Source organism: Thermoanaerobacter mathranii subsp. mathranii str. A3, from assembly GCF_000092965.1.
GTDB classification, from domain to species: Bacteria; Bacillota; Thermoanaerobacteria; order Thermoanaerobacterales; family Thermoanaerobacteraceae; genus Thermoanaerobacter; species Thermoanaerobacter thermocopriae.
Window position 1 is genome coordinate 1866387 of record NC_014209.1, and the last position, 25341, is coordinate 1891727.

Below are 25341 nucleotides of genomic sequence, written 5' to 3' on the forward strand. Positions count from 1 at the left end.
AGTAAAGTATAATAATGCTACATTCTTGTTAATAATTGGCATGTAAGTATTATTGCTGCTAGTTACGTTTATCCCTTTCTATCACAGTTTTAGTATTACCAATAACCATTCTCAACTGACTAATTCATTTGCAACTGGTCATTTGTAATAACCATGTATTAGTTAATTTTTGGGCAATAATCCCTTTTTATCTCATAACTATCGAAATCTTGTGGAAGTGATTCTATTGACGCTACAAACATAGCATACGCAAGTTCAAGTCTGAGATTAATTGCAGTTAAAGCATCAATAAACTGTCTAATTACTTTTATTACACCTAAATAAATATCAAGAAGCAATCTCGACAATTATTTAATAAAATCACTGAATGATTCACATCTTCTTACAAAACTTCAATGTTGCTGTTAAAGATTGATGGAACAATCTCGCATGGCAAGTGCATATCGTAAATATTTTCTTTTTCCTTTTTTATCAAAGAGTCAATGAGGTTCTTCTTTGTATAAAACAACCCTTTAAACCAAAATAACCAGGAACACAAGAAATCCTCAACTATTCTATTATCTCCAATTTGGCTTTTCTCTTATTATTTATTCCCTCCTAATGGCTCATCTATATGCCGCTCTGGCCATCCCTCTGTTGAATAGTCGATATAATTCTCTGTATATCCTAAAATTTTTAGGAAAATGCGATGGAATAATGTCTGATAAGAACGGGTTAAATAAATAAGGTAACTTATTTCCTCATCGGATTGACTAGAACTTCCATGAGCCATTATATTTCTTCCTTTTAACGCCTCATTTTCCACTTCTCCAATATTCAAACCAATCTCCTCAAAAAAGAATGCTAACTGTTCGTTTTGTGTCATTTTATAGGCGTCTGATATTTTACGAATCATCCTATCTCCGTATTTTTGCCGTTGTAATTTGGGGACAATGATTTTCATACCATCTTCAATTAACTCATCAAACTCTTTCTTCGATAAATAAACACCCTTTGTCTTTGATTTGGTTGATTTGAACCACGCTTTTGCTAATATCTCAACACCTGCATGTAATATTGGAAGGTTTGCCCCGATAGGCAGGTCATTAGAAATCCAATACCTCCATAGCGCCTCGTTCAAATTTAATACGTTCCGCAATTCTAAATACCTGGGTACAACCTGATTCAAAACTTTTTCTATTCTGTTAAAATCAGAAAAAGAAAACCGAATAGGAGATAACCCAGGTGACCGAGACAAAGAGATCACGTTATCGCCCCATGGATTTAAAGCAACCTGTTCAATTGGTTGTCCCATTGAATCAAATGTTGAGTAACCAATATTCAATAAATGTTTGCCAATTATAAAACTTGTTATTTCAGCTATAGCTTCTCTTGTGTCTCGGTCTGGGATTCCCCCCCATTCCCTACGGTATTCTATACCAATATTATTTGACCACTCGGGTCCTAAACCTTTGGGAACCTTACTAAGAATATATTTTATTTTACCTGTATCAATAAAGGCAAAATCTCTATTATAACTTTCACCTGCACCTCCAGAATAATTTTTACTTTCCCCGTCAACTGATAGACGTTCCCTTACAAATGTTTGGGAAAAACTTCTTTTTGTGGTTCTAGGAAATATATGTTCAAAATCATCGGGCCCATTCAAAAACCACTCAACATGCCAGTCACTTTGCTCTCGATTAGAATATTGAATCTTTAACTCATATGTAGCTAGTTCTGCCTCAAAATTTGTCACATAACCTTCACCGTTCCAAACAAACTTCTTTTGAATGTTTCTTACAAAGCAATGATTTAATGTATACTTTACCAGGCCAGTAGCATCAGTACCTTCAACAGTAAACGTTGGTACTTTAGTTCCAGCTATACCTTTTTCAAATTCACTATGCTCATCATTATTGCTGACGGTTCCATACACTTTTGCTTTAATTTTATATGACTCATCTCTCCAAACTTCAATTCGTTGGGAACCTTTTGGAAGTCCACCGAGACTTGTTAAGTTTTGAATAATGATTTTGTCTCTTAATACTTCCCATTCAATTCTTTCCAAAATATTTTGCGGCATGAAATCACCCCCAAAACAAAGTAGAAGTTATAATTAATGATACCTATTTAACGTTTACCTGAAGATATTGTAAAATTGAATTCAAACTTATTCCTAAAACGCAATTTTGAGTATACACTCTCAATTCAATTATACCTTTCCTGTAAGAATTTCATAAGGCTCTTTCTCCAAAAGCCAATAATCAAACAATATCTGCGCCACTTCCCTGCCGAACTGTACCAGGTCGTTTCCGTTTAAACATGCGGTAAAGATGATCTCCTGGGCTGCATTTATGAGTTTTTTTCCTACCCTGTCATGCAACACATCACCCTTCCTTGGCTGATGATGGAATTATAGCATCCATTATGAAAAAGATAAAGAATAGTATTGAGAAATAGGAGAATGATACTTATAATTTTATACAATGAGAATATCTTAAAATCATTCAGGGAGGTGGTGACATACTTATGGGTGATAAGGAGCAATCTGAAATAACACTGCTTTTATCGGATATAACAAAGCTACTAGAAAAAATAAAATCACAAATAACAAAACCTAATAAAATTGAAAAAATATGGCTTGAACATCTGGTTTTAGGTAAAAAAATACTGGAGTGGTCACTAAAAAAATACCGCATTTTTTTTAAGGGGACTCCAAATGTAGTCAAGAAAGGGTACATATTCTTTTGTGAGCTTGGTTTTAATATTGGAAGCGAGCAGAATCACAAACGCCCAGTAGTAGTCTTACAAAATGATAAGGGTAATAGCAGTTCACCAACCACTATTGTAGCTCCAATTACTACACACCGAGGAATGACAGTTCTAAAGGAAGAAAACGGTAAGCATTATATCAAATATTTGGATGATCAAGGCAATGAATGCTATAAGAAATTGGACTATTATGAGATACCAGTTGAAATTATGCCTAACTACAAAAAAGAAATCACTGGATACATAAATCTCGCTCAAATAAGGACTATAAGTAAGAAAAGACTCGAAAAGTCACATGTTGCAATTATTAATGAAAGGACATTAAACAAAATAAAGCCTGCTTTGCTACAATTGTTTGATATGTAAAACCCTCAATAAAATTTCTTCGTACTGGTCTTGACATACTGGCAAAAAGGTTTTAAAATTTAACTAGTACAACAGATATCGTTCTAAATGCTATTTAGAACATTTTCAACTTTTACGGCCAGTATGCTATACTGGCTACAATTATTTGTATGGTATTAAACTTGTAAGCTTTCGCATAATATATAGTACAACTGATATCGCACTGGACGCTGTCCAGAGCATTCTCAACAGTTTTGTGGGATACCTATTAAGGTATCCCATTAAATTTTAACTTTAATATTCTAAATTATAAGCAATAGGACTATCGTTTTTAAAAACGTCCTCGAAAATAAAAAAAGAAATGCCATCGCTATCAGGCATTCCAAATACGTTGGTTCATTACAAAATTGAATGCAACACCCAAAAATTATAGAAGTTTTGCTACAACATTAGTTAATCTAGAAAATAGAAGATCTGATATTAAGTATTTAAATATCACATAATTGTTATACGTCATTTACAATAATTTTACTATTTGTCAATTATTTGAAGTACGTAATTCTCCATGTCTTTGCAAAATTTCTTCCTTATACCTGCTTTTCTCAACACTTTCCACAGTTTTGGAATTTCTCCCTGACTTCTCAACTCCCTAACCGCCCACTTTATCCTTCTTAATTGAAAATCCCTTCTGTTTTCCTTCACCAAATCAAAGTACTTGTTGGTAAGGGGCATTTTGTCCAAATGCTTTTCTAAGAGTCCCCTTTATTATTAATTTTTAAAAAAAGCCCTTCCCTGTCATTCCCCTACCCAAATACTCCATTAATTTGTGTGAAAAAAGTTTTTCCAAAAGAGCAAGTTCATGGTTCAAGGAAAAAATGGATAAGTGGCGTAAAGCCCGCATTTATCAAGGCTCTACCATTTATCCCTTTGTTATTCTTTAGAAATTTAACCATTATCCTTTTCCCTCATTCATTCTCCCCTAAGGGGAATGGGTCAAGGGTTAAGCTCGCTCATTTTACAATCAGCAAGTCTTAAACATATTTTGTGCATTAACCTCTAGAGATTCTCATGGACCTGTACCAACCGAAGTAACTGTCCATAAACCGAGAGGGTTTTTGTTTAAATAAAAGAAACATAATTTTTCACCCAATCGACGATCACAGTAACCCTCAACGAAGAATTGCCATCCGTAAGCTGTAGTCGCCCAGTGAGGCTCGTAGTACCCCCCTGGTGTAATTTTAACTTTCACTGCTGCAATAGGGCTACCGTGTAAGGCAACATAAAATCGGATTGTCCCCGTAGGAGTAAGGTGAAAAACAATTACAGATAAAAAGATTAAGACTGCTATAAAGAATATTTTTTTACGCACTTTATCCACCTCACAGTTCTACTCATTCTCCTACAATTACGCATCATGGGAAGATTATAAACTGATTAGACTAATTTTCCTATACAACAAAATAAAACTTTTAATCTCTTTACCGCTCCTACTATTGAAGCAGTATATGAATTTAATTCATACACTCTTCGCCTGCTATTAAAGGTACCTGCGGACTTCTTTACAGCATCCCATGCATTCTTCACTATAAATCTTTTTCAAAGAATCCTCCTCCCGAAGAACCTGACGATTAATAAGCCATGCGCCTGCAATTAAGCACAGCAATAATATCCAGTTTGGGAAAATCCTAAAAGCCAAGCAAAAAGCTAAATTATCAAGCAAATTGATATGGTTTTCTTGCTCTCTTACTCCTTTTCCCTCATCCCTAATAGAAAAAGCAGGTCAAATCAAGAGAAAATACCTTGAACCAGCTGGGTATTTGGAAAGTTTAATTTTACTCTTGGGACTGTGGAATACTATAAAAACACACTTTTTTACAACTCACCACTTAGACTTGTTATCGAAAAAATTTACCACTCTCAACTTCCTCTTTTAATTTATTGTATGAGATAATTTGTATGCCCTTAGAATCATAAAGATATGGTGAAATCATTTCTTCACTAATAACGATCAACGGTTTAACTGCCCATTTTCCCTTCATATGTTTCAAATCGTAAGCATCTAATACTTTTGATATATTTTGCTTTATCCAGTTAGTCCTTTTAAGATGTTTTTCTACGATAGACGCCTTGCTTTTATAACCATAAAATATCAGATGTAGTTCATGATGTACCTCATAAGGGTTTCTGGCAATAGAAAGATCTTTGCATTCAATTGTATAAATCTTTTTATTCTTAGGGTTAATAACCAATACATCAATATCACCTAATTCACCTTTCTCATCCATTATTCTCATGCCGTTAATTTTTTTAACTTTACTTCTTACTATTAAAAAGTTATACTTAGCGAACAAGTTGCAAATTGACTGATTAAATTCTGCATCTTTAATATTTTGGTATTTGCTTATTAATTTTTTCATCTTCGTACTTTTTGCTTTTAATTTTCCATCTAAACATAAATCAAGGATATGGCCACAACAATAACATAAATGCCTATTACTCCAAAACACACTGTCATTAAATAATATTAACGGCCTCCTTAAATACGACAGTTCTCTATTAAATTTCCAGGGATAAGTATCCTCTTTTCTAAATCCTTCTGGATGATTGGAAGAAAAGTTGCGTTGGCAGTTGAGGGAGGACAATGGATAATATGGATTAGTAGCCCTCACTTACATTCAATAGTTGCACAATTTATTGATATGGTTGCCTATCGGCTTTTTCAAATATTTCAGCCACTTCCCGTTCATCTTGACATGGAAAGCAGGATCTCAAGGGTATTGAGGCAGGGTTACCTTGCCCGCAACTTTTTGCAGCGCTTTTAGCCGCATTTCCGTTTCTACTGTTTGTTTACTCCTGTTAAGAAAATCTGCAAAGTCAACATTTACCGTACAAATATCGTCGTATTTTGCAATTTCTCTTAAGTCTGAACCATGTGGATGCGGTAATGGCTTTCAAGTTTCCTCTCCTCGGGATGATATGGCGGGTAATAAGCAAGCCTTTCAGCAGCCTCTTCAGCACTTAAAATCGGGGGAAGAGCTTCGATAAAGGGATTCCCTCGGTATTCGGGAATTACCTGCTCTTTATATTCTGCAGGGACAGCCACCGTACCGTTTGGTATTTTCAGTTTATCCATCCCTTTTCTTTAGTGCCTCCTTCTGCTTTCTCTTCAATAATCCCAGCTGCCCTTCCTCTTCCCCCAGTGAATCTTGACTGCCTCCAAGTATGACGACAGGAGCCAGCCCTTTTGAGGGTTCTTTATTTAATTCAAAAGCTTCCTTCTCCCGATTGGCAAGCTTTTCTGCCTGACGGTTTGCCCTAATGCTCCTTTTCTTCTTCGCATTGCTTTCTCCGTCATCCTTTGCTGCTGCCGCAGCCTTTTGGGCTTCCTGCACTATATGCTGTATTTCAGCAATCAGCTCCGCTTTCGCTTGTGCTTCACTATCGGCTGCCTTTTTCTGTTTAAGCTTTTCTGCAGCCAAGAGATTTTGAATCTCGTCAAAGGTCTTATCCCTGTACCTCACTTGGTGATCAAGTAGATAGCATTTTTCAAAATTAATACCGTCCGCATCTTTTATGTAAATATAGTTCATATTTCGTGGGTCGAAGCATACTTCCAGCTTCCAAGTCCCATTAATCCTGGCTTTCTCCGTCCACCTTTCCTTCAACATAAGCGGCGAACCGTAGTAAAGGTTCTTAAACCTAATGCCGCGCGGTGTTACAGTAGCCGTATCAGAGGGCATAAGGTGAAGCTTTACAATGTCTTCTGGTACATTTCGCAGTTTCCCTGAACGGTTTTCTATCCCCCATCTCCAAAGCTCCCGCGGGATACACTCCACATCGTCGGCAATCATCATTTCTTCACGGTTATAGTTCTTCAAATAGTGCTGGTTGTTGTGGTAAAGCATAGTGTAAAATTATTGTAGGAATTTTTAAGAGAAAAAAACAAGAGACAACCCCTGTGATAAAATAGAAGTAGGAAACAAAACATCACAGAAAGGGGTGTCTCTTGTGAAAAAACATATCTTCGAGGATATTATACTACAAAATGCTCTAAATTTCACTAAGGAAGTAGTAGAAATTTTTGGTGATTTATTAAATAAAGAAATGAATATTACAGAGCTTGCAGCAAGGATAAAGGAACTCACGGACAAACTAGGTAGAGAGGCAATAGAAGCAATTATTGAAGAGTTAGATAGGATAATAAAAGAAGATAAGAAAAGGAAAGAAAAATGAATAGTAGAGAGGAAGGATAAAAACGCGATAGAAGAATCATATGAGAGAAGTAGTAAAAAAGCATGTCCAGAGGAGTTAAGTAAACAGACAGTGTCAATTCTCAAATTAAATCTCCAAAGATTTTCAAATTATGATAGCATTTTTTAAGTGCATAAAAGTATTTTTTCTCAAATTATCACAGTCTGATTAAAAATTTTTTTCACTTTTTAAGAGCATTACCGCCAAAATATGTTAATATCTGTTATTGGCAATTTGGGTTAATTGATGTATAATAAAAAATGAGAGTAGCGAAAGCTACTACTCTCATAAACTGATTTCATTTTGTGCCTGGTATATTATTTCTTCATCTATTTCTCTTAGCCTTTTAGAATACGCATAGAGTAAAGAAGCCGTTACCAGGTTATTTATTATCCTTGGCAGCCCTTGTGTTAGAGAATATATTGATTCATATGCTGATGGTGTAAATATATCATCTACCATTCCGGCTATTTTCATTCTTGTTTTTATATAATCTTGAATTTCTTCTTTTTTTAGCCCTTGCATCACATACTTTATAGAAATTCTTTGCCTTAGTGCACTGTTTACATTCAAGGCTAGTTTGTTTCTTATGTGTGGTTGTCCTGAAAGTATCAATATATACGGGTTTTGAGAATCCATATTAAAGTTAAATATTATTCTCAAATCTTCAAGAACATCATTAGAAACCAGTTGTATTTCATCTAATATTATGACAGGAGTTATCTTCTGGCTATAGTAAAGTTCTGTTATCGCTCTTTGTATCTGGTAAAAGAGCGTTACTGAACCAGCTTCACCAACGATAAGTCCTATACCCCTTGTTTCTTGTAAATATTTTAGCCTGGCATTTAATTCAGCAATGTCTTCACTTATGTAAAGGTCGTTTACACTTATCTCTTTAGAAAATGGATTAAATTTCATTCCAAAATATTGGGTAAATATTGTAAACACCTCTTTTTTTTAATCAATGATATCATTAAAGGATATTACTGGGGAATTAGGTTTTGCAGCAAAATCCACAGTATCTTCATTTTCGCTTACAACATTTCTGTCTTCGATATATTCTACAGGAATTTTAGCATTATCATGAAAATTTACCTTATACGCTTCCCCTACTTTTTTGCCTTCATGAAAAAGTAGAAGGGGTGTATTACTCTTAAGCCACTCAGGGTCATATCTTACTTCTAAGCGCATACCTTTAAACTTTTCTTCTGTTTCATAAAGTATATTTTCCACTTTAAGTGTGGCATCTTTGTTTACTTTACGATTTACTCTTATGAGAAAACATTCATTCAACATATCTATGTCACCACACATATTTATTCTTGATATTTGTGACATGAAAAAATCTAAAGGACTCATACCAATACTACTGTGTTCTTTTCGGTTGTAATCATTCTCCAACCATTTAAAAAACATCATATTAAGCTCATCTATACTCTTTATGGATGTAGGATCTATTGTGCTTAAAAATCTCATTCTCACCGTATGAAAGAATCTTTCTATTTTCCCTTTTGAATGAGGTGAAAAGGGCTCAGCATGAATAAGAGATGTACCTAGTGAGGCACATATATATTCAAATTGACTGCTTCTATATATCTTTCCATTGTCAGTGTAAAGCATTTTGGGTATTCCCCTTCTTAGCACTGCTTCTTTAAATGAGTCTCTTAAAGCTAAAAAATTCTGGGTATAGTAAAAGCGAGCATAGGTACAAAGCCTGGAAGCATCATCTATATATGCAATAAGGTACGTTTGTCTCTTTGTTTTACCTTCTTTAATATATGACCCATACATGACATCAATCTGCCACAGTTCATTGATGAATTCATGGGAAAATCTCTTTGTTTTACCCTCTTTTTCTTTATCTAAAGATTTTACAGGAATGTTTTTCAAAAACCTATAGAATGTCGAAAGGGATACTTTATCCGGTGATATTATTCCCTCTCCTATCAATGTCTCATAAAGAAGTTTGTTTGGCATTTCAGGATGTTCAAGCTTCTTTTGCTTTATTTTCTCTGAAAGTTCAAAGTCTATCTTTCTGTATTTGCCTCTGTCGCTTCGATAACCCGGCTTTAACGCTTCTATACCGCCTCTTAAATACTGATATAGCCACCCTCTAAGTGTCTTGGGAGTATATCTTCTCATTCCAAGATAAGGTATCTCAATAGGTTTATCGGAAAGAGCATCAAAATATTCTTTCTGATTTTTTACCTGTCCGTTTAGCACCGGACTAATCAGTGAAAATCTCTTTAATGCTATAGCTTCTCTCGCTTTTTCATCAAGCATTTATATGTTCCCCCTTTACTTTTTTGATTTCTTAATCGTAATTTTAGCTCATACCTGGGGGACATTAAAGGAAAAAGTTATGTTGCTAAGAAAAAATCAAAATTTTTATTTAAATCTTTTAAATTTAATGCTAAAATTATGTGAGAGAGGCCAGAAATGATTTTTGGCAATGAGCATAAAACCGTTGGGAGAAGAGTGGTATAAGCTTTAATGTCCAAAATCTCTCTGGCCCTCTCTTTTTCAGAACCAGTATTAGTTATCTTTATGTAAGGATCTATTTGTCTTAATCCGTATATGATAAAACTTAAATTATTCATTATCCTTTTGGTGTAAAAATATATATGCTGTCTTGAAAATAGTATGGTAGGGAAGTTTCTTTTTAAGTCACTTATGAAAGAACTGAGAGTTTTTTCTCTTGTAAGTGTCTCTTTTAAAGACTTTACAATCATATTGAAAGAATACTGAAAATGAGGAAGGCAGAAATCAGGAAGGTAGGAAAGAGTTCTTTTGCACACAGGACATATATATCTTCTTATGGCTATTTTTATACAGTTAGGTCCATCTAAATAGTAACGGTAATAAAACCCGTGCTTTTTTAGTTTTATTCTACACTTGCAATCGGGATAAGGACATCTATCTGGTGGGGCAGGGAAATTGTAATCTTTACCTTTATGTAAATATTCTTCAATATTATCAACATGGAAAACTATTTGCATAAGTAACCTCTCTAATTAAAATTAATGCTAAAGGAATCTGAAAAAATTTTTTTAAATTCCTTTAGCATTAATTTTATCACAAGATTATTTAATCTGAAAAATTTTATCGGTTTTGGGCTGAATTAATTTGAAAAATGACAATAAGTCTTTAAAACTCTCGTAAATGACTTACACTTTGGATAATGTTTTTGTAGATAAACTCCATTAATTACTCTTTTGTCAAAATATTTTCCATAATAAAAACCTCCCTCTTGGTTATTTTTGTTGATATTCTGATTTTTAACAAGAAGGAGGCCTTCATACTTTACACAAAACTATTTAAATTTTCTTTGAAAAGTTTATATTTATAATCTGTCGCCAAACTTTTCAACAAAGAGAACAGCATTTGAAGTCCATGCACCCATATCATCCAACCATTCTAATTTTTTTAGTATTGTAACTTCTTCATTCGGAATACTCCCATTAATAACTTCTTTTTCTTTAACATTTGGTTTGTTATTTTTTATATAATTTATTGTTTGTATCAGCTTATTCTTATTTTTTAAATACCCTTCTAATTGCTTAATTGCCTTGATCCAATCAAACATTTCGTTTAAAATTTTACAATCCAAGTTTATGCTTTGCTCACTCCAAAAATGATGTTCTTGATTTATAATCATCCAATTGATTTTGTAGTTGCCATCCGGTGTAGAGACTTCTCTTAAAAAATATTCTCTCGCAGCTTCCAATTCTTTAGTCTTACTATCGTTACTCAAATCTGTTAGAATCCTTTCTAAGCTATATCCAGTTATCTTCTCACTAAAAGTTATCTTTTTCCCCTTTGCAATCTCATAAAGCGTACTTTCCAAAACAATTCTCATATACATCAATGCTGTCCTGCAATCTTTTTTTTCTATACTTTCTCTTATTTTTTCTATAAAATCAAAGCTTGATTTTTCAGTTTCTATTAGATTACATTTGCCTTTAAATATAAATACCTTTATCATCCTTGATACATTACCACCAATTGAATTTAAGATCCTTTCCACAAATAATTTATCGTGGGTAGTAATTAATAGTTGAATTTTTCTTACTTTTATATATTCTTTAATGATATCTATCAGATTAGCCCGACGTTCTATATCTACTGCATTTACAATATCATCCAAAATCAAAAATGGTAAATTATATTTCTCTGCTACTGACAAAAGTATCGAAACTCCAAAACATCTTAATTGTCCTTCACTTAATATAGTCAATGGGTCCAACGGTTCTGAATTATTAACCTTAACTAATATTGAAATTTCTTTTTCATTATCTTTTATTATTACTTCTTCAAACTTATCATTTTCTTCTAATCTATTGTAATAATCTTTTATTTTTTCGCTTAAATTGGATAATGCTTCATTAAGTCTTTTAATATAGTAACTATCCAAATTCTTTTCAAACCGTTCTATGTCTTCCTTAATCTTTTGTATTAACTGATTTCTCTGATCTTCTTTTTCCATTTCTTCTTTCTGTTTATTTAATTCCGCTGTTAAAGTATTAAAATCTCTAAATCCGTTGAGCAAACCTCTATATTCATTCTCAAAAGACATAAGTTCCTGCTGAATTTTTTCTAATTCTTTCTTCCTTGCTTCGAGTATCTCTTTGTCTTTTGACATCTTGTTTTTCAGTTTTTGTAATACAACTTTGGCTTTCAAATCTTTTTCAAACAATTCTTTATTATCTTTATACTCTCCTAAAATCTTAGCTACATCAACAAATAGTTTGCTTTTTTCTTTGTTTATTAAGTCTTTTCTTTCAAAATATTCACTATTTTTTTGAATTTCAATCTTTATTCTTTTCAAATTTCCAAGCAATTCACCCTTTTTTAAATTTTCATTTCCACATAACGGACATTTGCTTGTGTTTTCATCAACTATTTCCAATGCTTTTTCTACCAATTGTTTTAACTTATCAGACATCTTTTTCTCTTTATCGGCACAATTGTAAAATTCATTTTCCTGCTTAAGAAGATCTTCAATTCTTAATATTAATTGGCTAATATTTTCTATTTCTTTTAATTCATCTTCTATTTTAATAATCTTGTTCTTTATAGATTCTCTTATTACTGTTAAATTATCCAGCTTAATGTCATCATTTGTAAATCCTATACCTTCAATTTTTTCTTCTCTAAAGTCTCTTTCAAATTTAGCTCTAAGGTCTGAAATTTTAGCAACCTGCTGCTCTAATGTCAAATATTTTTCTTTAGTCTTATTCTGAGATTCATATATCTCATCTTTAAATTGTGTATTTGCTCTTTTCCAGCATTCTTTCACAACTCTTCCTAATTCATCTAATCCTAATAATTTGCCATATTTTACTTTTTTATCAGCACCTTTTGAGAGAATAAATTCTTCAATCCTATTCCTCTCAATAAAACACTTGCTAAAAAGAGTTTCATAGTACTCCAAATTGTTTTCTAATTCCGATCTTAAATCCTGATCCCCCTCTACCTTTAGAGCATCTTCTCTTTTAGTTCTTTTATATAAAATTCGCCTAACTTTAATATTTTTACATATATTGGAAATTTTCTTAACTAATTCAATTTCAACAATTCCATCATCTGAGTTTACATTTAATAAATATTCATTAACGTTATTTTTCCCCCGTCTATTAGCTTCTTCGACATTTCCAGTTAACACATATTCTAGACTTTCAGTTATACTACTTTTTCCTTCTCCATTCCATCCAAAAATTAGCGCAGACGTACATCTTCTCATACTGTTGTCAGAACTGTTTTCTTCTAAAACAATAATCGGCGCATCTTCTCCACTTTTTTGGCAATAATCTCCTTTTATGCACAACTGTCTGTTATCTAAAAACCCTCTCACTCCTCTAATAAATACTTTTGCAATTTTCAAATCCTTCAACAAGCTATTAGTCTCAAAATCACGAATCCTTTCGTCAAATAGTTCAACATTTACATTTTTATAGCTTGATATATCTTTATTTCCCTTAAATATGTCTTTTATGATGCTAGTAATATAATCACTTAAACAAAACCTATTCATTTCTGATAGTTCATCAATTATTTCATTAAAATGTTTAACAAATATCTTCAATATAATATTTTCTTTATCTTTAAATTCTGAAACAAATCTCATCAATTCGTATTTTAACATTAATTCCACCTCACTGTATGTTTTTAAATGTAATACCGTTTTTGTATCTACAACAATACCTAGTAATTTGGTTTTTCAAAATTGTCAGTTAGCATGGGTCAAAAATTTCAGTCCTGAATACTTTAATAATAACATATTCATTCTACTCTACACTTTTAGGCTTGTCCTCCTCATCACTATAACTTATTAATTTACTTACAAATACAGTCCAGAAAAATGCTGACAAAGGAAGCACCACAATAATAACCAAAGATTCATAAATTGAAGAAATGCTATCAAAACCACCTATTGAGAAAATGAGAATGATAGTTATAACAAATAATCTAAACCATTGTTGTTCGGGATTCTCTATCCCAAATATTCCTTTCATCTCGTTACTAAATTTAACCCAACTTAAGTCTATTATAAAAAGATATGTTAAAACCAAAAAAATAAACAAACAAATCATTAGCAATTCTAACCAACCCAATTTATTGCTTTCACCATATTTTGGAGGTTGCTTTATAAATCCTATTAAGAGTTTTACGAAAATAAAATAGCCAACGCATATAGAAAGTAAGCCTATTGAAGGTGTAAGTTTATTTTGTATTAATATCTCTGTTCTTATATAAAGTAAAAGAACATTTGGAAATATTATATAAAATAATATCGCTATAATCATATCCCCGAGATGCATAGGAATTAACATGAGTTTGCTTACAAAAAAATTGATTACCTTAAAAAATATACGTAACAAAATAGAAAGAACCAAAAATATCATAGTATTTGTAAATAATAAAACCAAAATCATAAGGAATTTATTTTTACTCATGAAAAATATAGCAATCTCAATAACTATAATACACAATAAAGATAATAACATCAAAAGCTTCTCTACTAAACCTTTTTTCCAATATTCTCTATGAGGTTCCATTAATATGTATACAATTGTTTTGTTAGAATTTTTAATCTCTTCAATAATATTAAATAGTTTATCTTTTACTAACCTATAATCATATTTTACTTTGTAAGTTAACAATATCGCCAATACTGTCATCAAAATGATTGTGATATTAAAAAAAATTGTTAACAGGACGTTCCAATTAATATGTGATCACCTCTTTATAGAACTTGAGATTCCTAAATATATCATTTAGAATTATACATCAAACTAAAAATTATCTTGTCGAATTATGTCTCAATTTATTAATTTTTATAAATATTTATAATACCCCGAACACTCAAACATTAACTCATACGGTAAGGCTCCTTTTCGTCTCGACGCAACTCACAAATAAATAAAAATATCATTTGTAATTACAACTTCTTCTGCTGTTTCACCCTTAATCTTGTATGTGAAAAAATCTTTCTCTGTTATATTCTCATTTTTCACATATGCTGGATTACTTTGCCCTAAAACCAAATCTATTGCTTTAATAATATTGCTCTTACCACAATTGTTTTTCCCAACAATAATGTTTTTCCCCTTAGCAAAAGTTATATCGATATACTCAATGCTTCTAAAATTCTTAATAATTACCCTATGTAAATACATTCTTCCCACTCCATCTTAAGACAATCATATTTCACTAAAAACAAATACTTATTCACTAAGCAGCATCTTCAAAGAGAGATACAGCCTGTTCAATGACCAATTTAACTACATTATCAAGCTTTTGTGGATCTTTGAAGCCCTTTCTTCTTAGTAATCTCTTTACAGTTGCCCTGATGGATGCCTTAATGTTTTCTTTTATAGTCCAATCCACCTGCCCCTCGGTTTTACTTTTTATAATTCGCACAAGCTCTCTTGCAATTTCCTTTGCTTCCTCGTCATTTAAAATAGCCTCTTCACCCTGACATACAATGTCGTAAAAAGCCATTTCTTCTTCCGTTAAGTTCATTTCTTTTGCCCGTTTGTCCATATTCTGCATTTCTTTTGCCAAATCAATAAGGTGTTTTATAACCTCAGCAGATGTAATAGCACGATTATGATACTTATTCAAAACTCTTTCTATCATTTCTTTAAAAGAAGCATACTTAACATGATTTTTCCTGATTTTGGCTTTGATTTCATCATTCAACAACTTGCGCAAAACCTCAATCTGCAAGTTTTTATTCTCATGCCCCATAAGCTTATTTAAAAATTCCTCACTCAGAATAGACAAGTCTGGCTTTTTAAGTCCCGCCGCGTCAAATATGTCAATTGGTTTGTCGCTTGCAGCAACACCCTCGGAAATAATCTGCTTTATGGCACTGTCCAGTTCTTCGATTGATAATCCTTTAGGTGGCGTGTATTTGACAATATTGCTTCTTACTGCCTGGAAAAAAGCAACATCGGAACGAATACGCATCGCTTCTTCTCTTGGTACTACAAGGGCAAAAGCCTTGCACAATGCCATGCACTGATCCAAAAAATTTTTCTTTGTGGTTTCATCTTTATTTATTAGGTCCATAGCCTGTTTTAAAAGGCTAAGTTTGTCTTCTGCACTTTTTTCTTCCCAACCCGAAAAATCAATGCCGTGGAAATATGAACAAACAATGTCGTACTTCTCCTGCATAATTCTTATGGCTTCATCGATGGGTAAGGTAGCAGCCTCTTTTCCCGTGCTCCTTGTGTAGTTTGCCAGTGCCAGTTTTAAGTCATCAGCAATACCTATGTAATCTACAACCAATCCTGCAGGTTTGTCCTTAAAGACCCTGTTTACTCTGGCTATAGCCTGCATTAAGTTGTGCCCTCGCATTGGCTTGTCAATATACATTGTATGCAGGCACGGCACATCAAAGCCAGTAAGCCACATATCCCTGACAATTACCAGTTTAAGAGGATCGTTTGGGTCTTTCATTCTTTTTTCAATCTCTTTTATTTGGGATTTTGTATATAGGTGGGTCAAAAATTCTTTAGGATCTTTCGAAGCATTTCCTGACATTACAATTTTAATTACGCCTTTGTCTAAGTCATCACTGTGCCAGTGCGGTCTTAACTTAATTATTTCGTTGTAAAGGTCAACGCAAATCCTTCGGCTCATACATACTATCATGCCTTTGCCCTCAAGAACCTTACACCTTTCTTCAAAGTGCTCTACAATATCCCTTGCTATGGTTTCAAGCCTTTCTTTGGTTCCTACCAGTGCTTCTAAAGCTGCCCATTTTGTCTTCAGCTTGTTCTTTACCTCTTCTTCTTCGCCTTCTGTCACTTCTTCAAAGTCTCTGTCAATATTTTCGTTTATCAAATGAAGTTTTACCAACCTTCCCTCGTAGTAAATAGGCACAATGGCTTTGTCTTCTACCGCCTGCTTCATATCATAGATACTGATATAGTTTCCAAACACCTGAAGTGTAGACCTGTCTTCAAGATCAATAGGTGTCCCCGTAAAGCCAATGAAGCTGGCGTTAGGAAGTGCCTGCCTTATATACTTTGCAAAGCCGTCAATAAATTCATAGTGCGACCTGTGAGCTTCATCGACAATAACAATGATATTGCTACGGTCAGAAAGAAGGGGATAGGTTTTGCCCTTCTTTAAAGCTTTTTTGAGCTTGGGGTCAACCACCTCTGAAACCTCTTCTGCTTCTGCCTGAAATTTCTGTATTGTGGTAAAAAAGATGCCGCCTGCTGCAATCTGCGAAAGTTTTTCTTTTAAGTCTCCTACGCTTTCTGCCTGCTTTGGATATGGAATTAGGTCGCTTGCATTGCAAAAAGTTTCATACAGCTGGTCGTCAAGGTCGTTGCGGTCGGTAATGACTACAATTGTAGGATTCTGAAGTTCTTTAAGCTCTATTATCTTTCCCGTATAAAACACCATGGAAAGGCTTTTGCCGCTGCCTTGAGTATGCCAGAATGTACCTATTCTTCTGTCACCGCCAGGAGATGTGGCCCTGATTGTTTCTTCTACTGCTTTATTTACACCGTAATACTGGTGATACATAGCCATAATTTTAATTACTTCATCCTTAGCAGTAGAAAAGGTGATAAAATTCCTTATTATGTCGAGAACTCTTCTTTTATCAAACATGCCTTTTATCAAAACTTCAAGTTCTGGCATCCCCTCTACGCTGCTGACACCGTCAATGGATTTCCATGCAGAAAACCTCTCCCAGGGTGTGGTAATCGTTCCTGCTTTTGCTTTATTCCCATCAGATACAACGCAGATCTCATTGTAAGCAAAAATGTCGGGAATATCCCTTTTGTACAGCTCAAGCTGCCTATATGCCCCTTCTATTGTAGCCGCCTCATCTAATGGATTTTTCAGTTCGAACAATCCTACTGGCAGGCCGTTAATATAAACCACAATATCAGGGATTCTTAAACCTGCACCTTTGATTTTTACCTGGTTGCAGACAAGAAATTCATTGTTCTCTATATTTTCATAGTCAAATATCTTTACTATTTCTCCGACCTCTTCGCCTTCGCTGTTGCGTCTTGTAACTTTCGCACCATTGCGGTATACTTTATGTATCTCTCTGTTGTTCAGCTCTATCCTCGGATATTGGAGGTTCTTCAGCTGGCGCACCGCTTCCTCAATGCACTCCAGCGGAAGTTCGGGATTCAATCTTATTAAAGCCTTATAAAGCCTGTTTTTTAAAATGACCTCTCTGTAGTCTTTTCTGTCTTCAACGGGTATTTCGTTGCCGTGCAGGTATTCGTAACCTATATCTTTAAACCATTTGATGGCCGCCTGCTCTACCACACTCTCAAAATTTTGATTGAGATTCATGGATTATTCACCCTTTTTCCACAAAATCTATTTTTCAAGACACTAAAATCTGTCTAAGTCTATTTTTCATCAATTCTCTGCGCTTGCAGAAAAATTCTTTAAAATTAACAATTGGAAGATCTAAACCAGTCAAATAATGGAGTTCCTTATATTGATTTTTGGCAGTGTCATCTTTGTAGTTTTCATACAGCCATTCCATAAAGGGCTTCGCACTTTTAGACATATTTATGTTGCCTTCTAAAAGTTGCAAATTTGGGATCTTATTGTAATTTTCAAGACAAAAATCAATGTCTTCTGGTTTTACTCCTAATTTAAGGAGTTTCTCCCTACTCGTAAAAAAGCTTTTAGGATGTATATGATCCTGGTGAAAGAGATTGTTATAGTCCAGTGTGGGATATAAAAGAGCTAAAACTGAAAAAGTATATTTCTTGCCATACTCGTATTCCAACAAATTTTCTATTTCCTCGTCGCCAAAGTCAAGTGATTTTGTAGTTCCTTTTAACCTTTGCTTCATAATTTCAGCAGGGAAACCATTTAAGTTTTGTCTTATAATGTCCCTTATAATGCTCAAAATATAGTCTGAATTGCCACCAAAAGTTTGCTTTAGCAGAACAATGTGCAGCCACTTTTTTATTTTCTCTCGCTCGTCTCTAAAATTTACAGAGGTTACAAAATTGTTTTTCAAGTCTTTTTTGTACAAGTAGTAAGCTATTGGTATAATGGCATTATTCGAAGTCAATGTCTGATAATCGAATCCAAATGTATTTATCAATTCCACAGTTGTCCTTATGCTTTCCTTTATCTTGTCCCAATTGTCCTGAATAACTGACATATTCTGTTTGTTAAAATTATCAACTTTGAATCTGATATCATTAAAATCACAGAGGACGAGGCATGTCTTTAAAACAAAATCCTTATTAAAGCTAAATCCTCTGCCAACACTATTAATTTCATCTACAAAATTTATAATTTCTTCGCGAGCGTCTTTTTCATCCCACTGGGCAGTAGCAATGGAAAGAAGCAAATCGGAATAGCTCAACTGCGTGCCACCGCTGTTTACACGGATAAAAACATTCAACACCTTATCAAGTTCTTGATCTTCCTCAAGATAGTAATTTATTATTGGCCGTTTAAAAATCACATCTGATAATCTGAAAAGGGTTCTTGAAGCAAATTTATTTGTGGCAAGCTGATTTTCGATTAAATAGTCATTGATCTGCGAAGGGTCCTGAGGATCAAAATTAAGAATATCTCCAACTTTGAACCAGAATGTGTTTTCATCCCTTTTCTTGGCATCTTCTTCTGTGAGAAATCTAAAATCGTAATTTAAATCTTCATCACCAGCTTCTTTAAGCAAATTTAAATAGAGATACTTTTTAGGGAAAGCGGCAGGGTCATTCCATCGCCTGTAAGGAACTTTTGAAGCATAACTCCCTTTTAAAGCGATATAAAGAGAAGTTAGCCTCTGCTGTCCATCAAGCACTGAGATTATCTCCTCATCTCCCAGCAAAACTGCTTTCTGATTGTGGGTCTTGCCCTGATGATAGTGGCAGATAAATTCGTAGAACTGATATTTTTTCACACTTTCTTTTGAAACTTTCCAAAAGAGAAAAGAACCAATTGGGTAGCCCCTCATAATTGAATCAAAAAGCCGCTCTATTTGTTCTTCGCTCCAAACAAATTCCCTCTGTATTGCAGGCAGCAGATATTTTCTGCTGCTTATATTTTTTATGGCATCATATATAGTAATTGGTGTTTGAAATGACATGCTTTCATACTCCTTTCAAGGTCTTTAATCAATTTTCACATTACCCTTATTTCGCCTGATATAAGTTTGGGAAGCAAGGTATCGCGAAGTTGGGATAAATAATAATTTTCAAATGTATACTTTTTGTCAAAAATTGGCTCTACCAAATTAATAAATTTTTCCTGTATCTCTATTGGAGCTACTGCAAGCTTCTCATTTTCGAAAAAATATTTCAATTGAAAGTTACTTATACCTGTTGATTGTATTTCATACTGTGTCATTTTACCTTTGTTATAAATAAACTGTAAATATAAAAATAAAATTATTGAATTTAATATATCATTCACCCTTATTAGCCTACAAAAGTTAGAAAAAACCAATGATTCATCAAATTGTTTTATTAAATTTCGATGTACAAATACAGTTCTTCCTGTAGGTCGCCCTTTTGTTCCACCAGAAACTTCAATAAGAATATCTCCATGTTTTAGTCTTCTCTTTTCAAAACTACTTCGCTTCAAAAATCTTACAGGAATATTTGTTTTATCTCCCCTTACTATTGGCGGAAAATCAGCTCCTCTTATACAAAAACACTTTTTATCATAATCTTGTGATCTTTCATCATTTCCCCAATCTCCACTTATAGTAAAATCTACCAATTCGCCTATACTTTTCACTTTCCACCCCTTCGGTATCAGCCCCAATTCGCTGTCTACAAATTCTCCCCCGCTGGATTTATAAGGCTCTCCATTTTCATTCGGAAATTCAAAATCAATAAACCAGTGCTTGAATATAACCTGCGCTATTTCTTCAAGGGTTTTGTTCATCTCGTTGTTGAGTTCGATTTTATCGTCAAAAGCAGAAAGGATGGAGGCAATTTTTTGTTGTTCGGGTAGGGGGGGAACTTCTATTTCTATATTTGAAAAATCTGTTTTGTTTAATATAGGCATTGTAGTCCCGCTCGAAATACTTTTAAAATAATCTTCTTTAGGCTTTAAACAATAATAAATAAACGATGGATCATATTCATCATTCGGGATGATACTATTAATTTGTTGATTTGTAATACTCTGTTTTGAACTCATAGCAATTTTTCCCATAGACCCTATGCAAGTAACACAAATACTATTTGGAGGAATTGCTATACTTTTTAATAAATTAAATCCAATATCAGACAAATATCTTTCCGTATATCTTATATATTTTTGACCTCTCATATCTCTCGGAGTAATAAAAGGATATTTATCACCAAAATTCTCTTTATTTTTTGTTGACGGTGTTTTGCCTGTAACTATTTTACCTATTTCTGATAATTTAACCTTTCTCCATTCACTCCCCATATCCCAACTCCTCCAGATTTGCCTTTATAACCTCGTCAAGCCTTTTTGCTTCCTTCATCTGCTGATAAAGTTTCTCAGTTAGTTCTGCCATTTTTTCTTCAAAAGGTATATCATCTTCTCGCGTATCCTCTACACCTACATATCTTCCAGGTGCAAGGACATAATCGTTTTGTGCGATAACCTCCATAGGAACCGAAGCGCAAAAGCCTTTTACATCTTCATATCCATTCTTATTTCTCCAGTTGTGATAAGTCTGTGCAATCTTTTGAATTTCCTCATCGGTAAGTTCTCTATGCGTCCTGTCCACCATAACACCAATCTTCCTGGCATCAATGAAAAGAGTTTCTTTCGTTTCCCTGCCTTTGCGGATGAACCACAAACATGCAGGAATTCCTGTTGTGTAAAATAGCTGTGGTGGTAGTGCTACCATGCAATCTACAAGATTATCCTCTATGATCCTTTTTCTTATCTCATACTCCGCATTATTGCTTGTAGTCATAGAACCGTTGGCGAGCACAAAACCAGCTACGCCTTTCGGTGCAAGGTGGTAAATAAAATGCTGTATCCATGCATAATTTGCATTTGAATCAGGCGGCAGCCCGTATTTCCATCTTACATCATTCGCCAACCTATCTGCTCCCCAGGCACTGTCATTGAACGGCGGATTTGCCAATATATAATCTGCTCTTAGATCCTTAAACTGGTCATCTGTGAAGGAATTCCCTAACCTTATATCTGCCTCAATACCCCGAATTGCAAGGTTCATTTTACACAGCCTGTAAGTGGTCGGATTGGATTCCTGCCCATAGATTGAAATATCTCCCTTCTTGCCTGCATGAGCCTCTACAAAGCGTATGCTCTGGACAAACATGCCCCCAGAACCGCAGCATGGGTCAAAAACCCTGCCATGAAGAGGCTGAATCATTTCAACAAGTAGTTTGACAACAGTTGAGGGCGTAAAGAACTCGCCACCTCTCTTACCCTCTTTTCTGGCAAATTCGGAAAGAAAATACTCATAAACTCTCCCTAAAACATCCAGTTCCTCGTTTTTACCAAAATTAATGCTGCCAATTAAGGTAACAATTTCACCAAGAGTGTGCGGATCCAAAGGCGCTCTGGTGTATACCTTCGGTAATACCCCTCTTAATTGCTTTGGATTTTCTTTTTCAATCAAATCCATAGCATTATCAATGAGCTTACCAATATCGCTTCGACGAGCATTTGCCATAATATACTCATATCTCGCCTCGGGTGGAACATAGAATACATTCGCGGCCATATATTCGTCTTTATCCTCTAATATAAGTTGTGCCTCTTCATTAGTTTCACAGTAATATTCTTCGCTTTTGGGGTCTTTTATTAAATACTCTAACTCCTCCTTGCGAAATTTAAATGCATCGGAAATATATTTCAAAAATATAAGTCCAAGGACAATATGCTTATATTCTGACGGCTCCATATTATTTCTTAACCTGTCAGCTGCTGCCCAGAGGGTTGAAGCGAAATTTAAGACTCCATCGTTATTCTGACCCATTTCTCTTTCACTCCCCTAAATATTATTCCGCCTTAATAAAACTACGCTTTCTGTCTTTCCTTTTCTATACTCTGGAAATAAGTATAAACTATGTTTCTCAGCAAGCGGCTAATAGCTACATTGTAGCGTTGGGCAAGATTTTTGATATACTCAAGCTCTGTATCAGAAACTTTTATATTAACCATCTTCCCAGTCTTTGACTGGAAGGTATAATCTTCCAAAAGCTGGTCAGGATGAAAATTGTAAATGATATACATAATCATTTTCGCACGGGTAGAAGCTATTTGGTTCTCAACTGCATATTCTTTTAGTTTTTTATGCATCTCTGGAGTCAGCAAAGCCCATATCTGATGTGGCTCTTTCACAAAATATACCCCTCCTTCTCTTTAATCATAGCACAATATATAATAAAATTCATCAAGTTTTTTTTAGATTTTTCTTTAAACTTCGTGAGCAGTAAAACCATTTTAGAGCCTACAAAATGCTTAATTCCCAAATCTATATTTATTGCGATATTGCAAAAATCTTTAAAATTACATTTTTAGACTAACCTCAACGAATTATTTGGCTTTATCCCAAGTATACTAAGTTTTTCTTTATAATAATAAATGTTTTTTACTGCTAAACAATAAATAGCCTCCATGATTGCACCGTTTCTAAAATCGTATTTATTATTTCCGCTCTCGTTTTTCTCAGTTGGCTCTTCAACCTCTTCAGTCTTTTAATATGGGCCAATATGAATTAATACAAATTAATATAAATTAATACAAATCAATTCATATTAATTTGTATTAATGCGAATTATTTTTCCCTACAGGTATATTGTCTTTGACTCGATACCCTAGATGGCTGAAAGCTTTGATTTTACTAAGCTGAAAGCTCTTTTTTAATAATAAGTTCCCGTCTCTTAATTCTTTGTTATCGGCAATGTAACGAGATTATGCTTTCGGTCAAAGCGTTTTTAAAAATGTATTGCTTTTTGCTCAAGTTTTTATTAGAGTAATTTTTATGTTTTTTTGTAAAAACCATTGATGTATTAGAATATAAATGCTATAAATGCTAAAATATCCATGCGCTTTGAAAAACTAAATCCGAAAGAGGCTGACATAAATAAAATTCGTTTGCTCGCCGCGCGGCATTTTTTGGATTTGCGTGCGGCGAAAAGATTTTTGGCGAGATGAAGTTGAAATAGCACTTCCGAACAAAAACAGGGAGCTTGAAATTGTTTCAGGGAGACTGTTTATAGAAAAATATTTTATATACCATTCAACTTATTCACAGTGTTTGGAGCAAGACTGGCGGAGGCTCTCGTGATATAAATACAATTTCGATTTTAAAAACGAAAATTAAAGTTTTACATATTCAAAATCGTTCCGTTCATTTTTAAAAACGAAAAATAAAGCCTCTACTCTGAGAACCAGCAGGGTAGAGGCTTTTAATTTTATAGTTTTATAAAAAACTTTTATTTTCTTAATCCTTGTTCCAATAGCCACTTAGTAAAATTTGATTTTAAAATCCCCTTTTAGTTATTATAAGAACAAATAATAACATTTTAAGAAGGGAGAGTGATAGGGATGGAGCAAAATGATATCTGCATAAAGGATTTTAAAACGCTAATTGTCTGGCAAAAAGCAAGGGAATTGACTCAAGATATTTATAAAGTTTCCGCTAATTTTCCGCAATTCGAAACCTATGCTGCAAAATCACAAATTATTAGGGCCGTTGCCTCAATCGGGGCAAATATTGCAGAGGGCAACGGCCAGCTTTATAAGAAAAAACAAATCAATTTCCTTAATAATGCGCTCGGCAGCGCATCGGAAACGCGCCATTGGCTTGTTATTGCTGCTGATAATGGATATATTTCTCAAGAAGATTATGATAAGCTTGAAGAAAAAACAGTTGAAATAATTAAGATGTTGATCGGCTGTATCCGAAAACTTCAATATCAAGCAGGAGATGAGGAAATAGCGTAACCTTTTTCATGTTTCTGCCATTTATATGGGAATAAGTGTATACACTTTTTATTATAAGCTCTACACTTATTCCCATTTCTTAATTTTCTTTCTTTTTCACCTAAACCCTTAACCCTGCTCTTATCTATCCCTTATACCACTTATATTATATAAACCTGTTCCTGCACTTCATCTATTATTATACTTTTATTATACTTTTTTCCGTAATATAGAACCTGATAAAAATTCGTTCGTTAATATCGGCAATTCTGCCAACATCTCCTTCTTCGAGTTGCCTGATATAATCTTCACTTTTATTGATTATTTCAGTAACCTTGTGTTCTAATATTTTCTTGTCAGTAACATAGCAATCTATCATACAGCCATTTTTGAAAATTATTTTTCGCTCCAGTTTCAGTCCCTCCTTATCTTTTCTGCCATAATAATATCAAAATTTCATATTTGTTAAAAGAAGATTTTTAACAGGTTCAAAGACTTCAGAAATAAGGATAAGCTGCTTTTTTCGCATCGGAAATAAGCAAATGAGGAAAAGATATAAACGCCTTTATTCTTCACGGAAAAACT

19 protein-coding genes and 2 pseudogenes are annotated in these 25341 nt (G+C 33.9%); 3 read left to right on the forward strand and 18 right to left on the reverse strand.

Annotation, left to right across the window (positions count from 1 at the left end):
• Positions 1 to 158: 158 nt before the first annotated feature.
• The 3 genes from TMATH_RS11930 to TMATH_RS11935 form a co-directional block, all read right to left on the reverse strand.
• Positions 159 to 347, reverse strand: a complete 189-nt coding sequence (locus TMATH_RS11930) for a hypothetical protein (RefSeq protein ID WP_157629584.1) — start codon at positions 345 to 347, stop codon at positions 159 to 161.
• A gap of 236 nt (positions 348 to 583) precedes the next feature.
• On the reverse strand, positions 584 to 2065 hold the full coding sequence (locus TMATH_RS09225; protein WP_013150756.1) for a hypothetical protein: 1482 nt from the start codon (positions 2063 to 2065) through the stop codon (positions 584 to 586).
• 129 nt (positions 2066 to 2194) lie between these two features.
• Entirely contained in the window at positions 2195 to 2365 is a 171-nt protein-coding gene (locus TMATH_RS11935; protein WP_157629585.1) for a hypothetical protein, read from the reverse strand.
• Between the two features lie 146 nt (positions 2366 to 2511).
• Between TMATH_RS11935 and TMATH_RS09230 the strand changes: the two genes are divergently transcribed.
• Complete coding sequence (locus TMATH_RS09230) at positions 2512 to 3120, forward strand: type II toxin-antitoxin system PemK/MazF family toxin (protein ID WP_013150757.1); 609 nt, start codon at positions 2512 to 2514, stop codon at positions 3118 to 3120.
• 1874 nt (positions 3121 to 4994) lie between these two features.
• Here the strand turns inward: TMATH_RS09230 and TMATH_RS09245 are convergent.
• From TMATH_RS09245 to TMATH_RS09255, 3 genes are all read right to left on the reverse strand, one after another.
• The gene (locus TMATH_RS09245) at positions 4995 to 5768 is read right to left on the reverse strand and encodes an anti-phage protein Upx-like protein (RefSeq protein ID WP_157629586.1); all 774 of its coding nucleotides are present in this window, start codon (positions 5766 to 5768) and stop codon (positions 4995 to 4997) included.
• Positions 5769 to 6016: 248 nt separating this feature from the next.
• On the reverse strand, positions 6017 to 6232 hold the full coding sequence (locus TMATH_RS09250) for a hypothetical protein (RefSeq protein ID WP_041591664.1): 216 nt from the start codon (positions 6230 to 6232) through the stop codon (positions 6017 to 6019).
• Positions 6225 to 6950 (reverse strand): Mu transposase C-terminal domain-containing protein, encoded by a 726-nt coding sequence (locus tag TMATH_RS09255; RefSeq protein ID WP_232192557.1) that lies wholly within the window; start codon positions 6948 to 6950, stop codon positions 6225 to 6227. The genes TMATH_RS09250 and TMATH_RS09255 overlap by 8 nt, the downstream gene beginning before the upstream one ends.
• Positions 6951 to 7107: 157 nt before the next feature.
• On the opposite strand from TMATH_RS09255, the pseudogene TMATH_RS09260 reads away from it, so the two are divergent.
• A pseudogene (locus TMATH_RS09260) lies at positions 7108 to 7425 on the forward strand (UPF0236 family transposase-like protein); the annotation flags it as partial.
• A 210-nt stretch (positions 7426 to 7635) separates the two neighbouring features.
• Here the strand turns inward: TMATH_RS09260 and TMATH_RS09265 are convergent.
• The 11 genes and pseudogenes from TMATH_RS09265 to TMATH_RS09315 all read right to left on the reverse strand — a co-directional run bounded on the left by TMATH_RS09265 (position 7636) and on the right by TMATH_RS09315 (position 23169).
• Complete coding sequence (locus TMATH_RS09265; protein ID WP_041591717.1) at positions 7636 to 8289, reverse strand: ExeA family protein; 654 nt, start codon at positions 8287 to 8289, stop codon at positions 7636 to 7638.
• Positions 8290 to 8307: 18 nt separating this feature from the next.
• Positions 8308 to 9633 (reverse strand): IS481 family transposase, encoded by a 1326-nt coding sequence (locus TMATH_RS09270; protein WP_013150760.1) that lies wholly within the window; start codon positions 9631 to 9633, stop codon positions 8308 to 8310.
• A gap of 136 nt (positions 9634 to 9769) precedes the next feature.
• Positions 9770 to 10349, reverse strand: a pseudogene (locus tag TMATH_RS09275) (DUF6431 domain-containing protein).
• Positions 10350 to 10693: 344 nt separating this feature from the next.
• The gene (locus tag TMATH_RS09280) at positions 10694 to 13495 is read right to left on the reverse strand and encodes an AAA family ATPase (protein WP_013150762.1); all 2802 of its coding nucleotides are present in this window, start codon (positions 13493 to 13495) and stop codon (positions 10694 to 10696) included.
• A 142-nt stretch (positions 13496 to 13637) separates the two neighbouring features.
• Positions 13638 to 14522: a hypothetical protein gene (locus TMATH_RS09285; RefSeq protein WP_041591667.1), complete on the reverse strand. Its 885-nt coding sequence runs from the start codon at positions 14520 to 14522 to the stop codon at positions 13638 to 13640.
• Between the two features lie 240 nt (positions 14523 to 14762).
• Positions 14763 to 15029, reverse strand: a complete 267-nt coding sequence (locus TMATH_RS09290) for an AAA family ATPase (protein ID WP_013150764.1) — start codon at positions 15027 to 15029, stop codon at positions 14763 to 14765.
• A 55-nt stretch (positions 15030 to 15084) separates the two neighbouring features.
• On the reverse strand, positions 15085 to 18186 hold the full coding sequence (locus tag TMATH_RS09295; protein WP_013150765.1) for a type I restriction endonuclease subunit R: 3102 nt from the start codon (positions 18184 to 18186) through the stop codon (positions 15085 to 15087).
• Between the two features lie 34 nt (positions 18187 to 18220).
• Positions 18221 to 19954, reverse strand: coding sequence for a DUF262 domain-containing protein (locus tag TMATH_RS09300; RefSeq protein ID WP_013150766.1), 1734 nt, complete (start codon positions 19952 to 19954; stop codon positions 18221 to 18223).
• A gap of 35 nt (positions 19955 to 19989) precedes the next feature.
• On the reverse strand, positions 19990 to 21270 hold the full coding sequence (locus tag TMATH_RS09305; RefSeq protein WP_013150767.1) for a restriction endonuclease subunit S: 1281 nt from the start codon (positions 21268 to 21270) through the stop codon (positions 19990 to 19992).
• Positions 21260 to 22804: a class I SAM-dependent DNA methyltransferase gene (locus TMATH_RS09310; RefSeq protein ID WP_013150768.1), complete on the reverse strand. Its 1545-nt coding sequence runs from the start codon at positions 22802 to 22804 to the stop codon at positions 21260 to 21262. The genes TMATH_RS09305 and TMATH_RS09310 overlap by 11 nt, the downstream gene beginning before the upstream one ends.
• Before the next feature lie 41 nt (positions 22805 to 22845).
• On the reverse strand, positions 22846 to 23169 hold the full coding sequence (locus tag TMATH_RS09315) for a hypothetical protein (protein WP_013150769.1): 324 nt from the start codon (positions 23167 to 23169) through the stop codon (positions 22846 to 22848).
• 1209 nt (positions 23170 to 24378) lie between these two features.
• Here TMATH_RS09315 and TMATH_RS09320 point away from each other — a divergent pair.
• Positions 24379 to 24777: a four helix bundle protein gene (locus TMATH_RS09320; RefSeq protein WP_013150770.1), complete on the forward strand. Its 399-nt coding sequence runs from the start codon at positions 24379 to 24381 to the stop codon at positions 24775 to 24777.
• A 178-nt stretch (positions 24778 to 24955) separates the two neighbouring features.
• On the opposite strand, the gene TMATH_RS09325 is transcribed toward TMATH_RS09320, so the two are convergent.
• Positions 24956 to 25135 carry a hypothetical protein gene (locus TMATH_RS09325; RefSeq protein ID WP_041591668.1) on the reverse strand — a complete coding sequence of 60 codons (180 nt, stop codon included), beginning with the start codon at positions 25133 to 25135 and terminating at the stop codon, positions 24956 to 24958.
• Positions 25136 to 25341 lie beyond the last annotated feature (206 nt).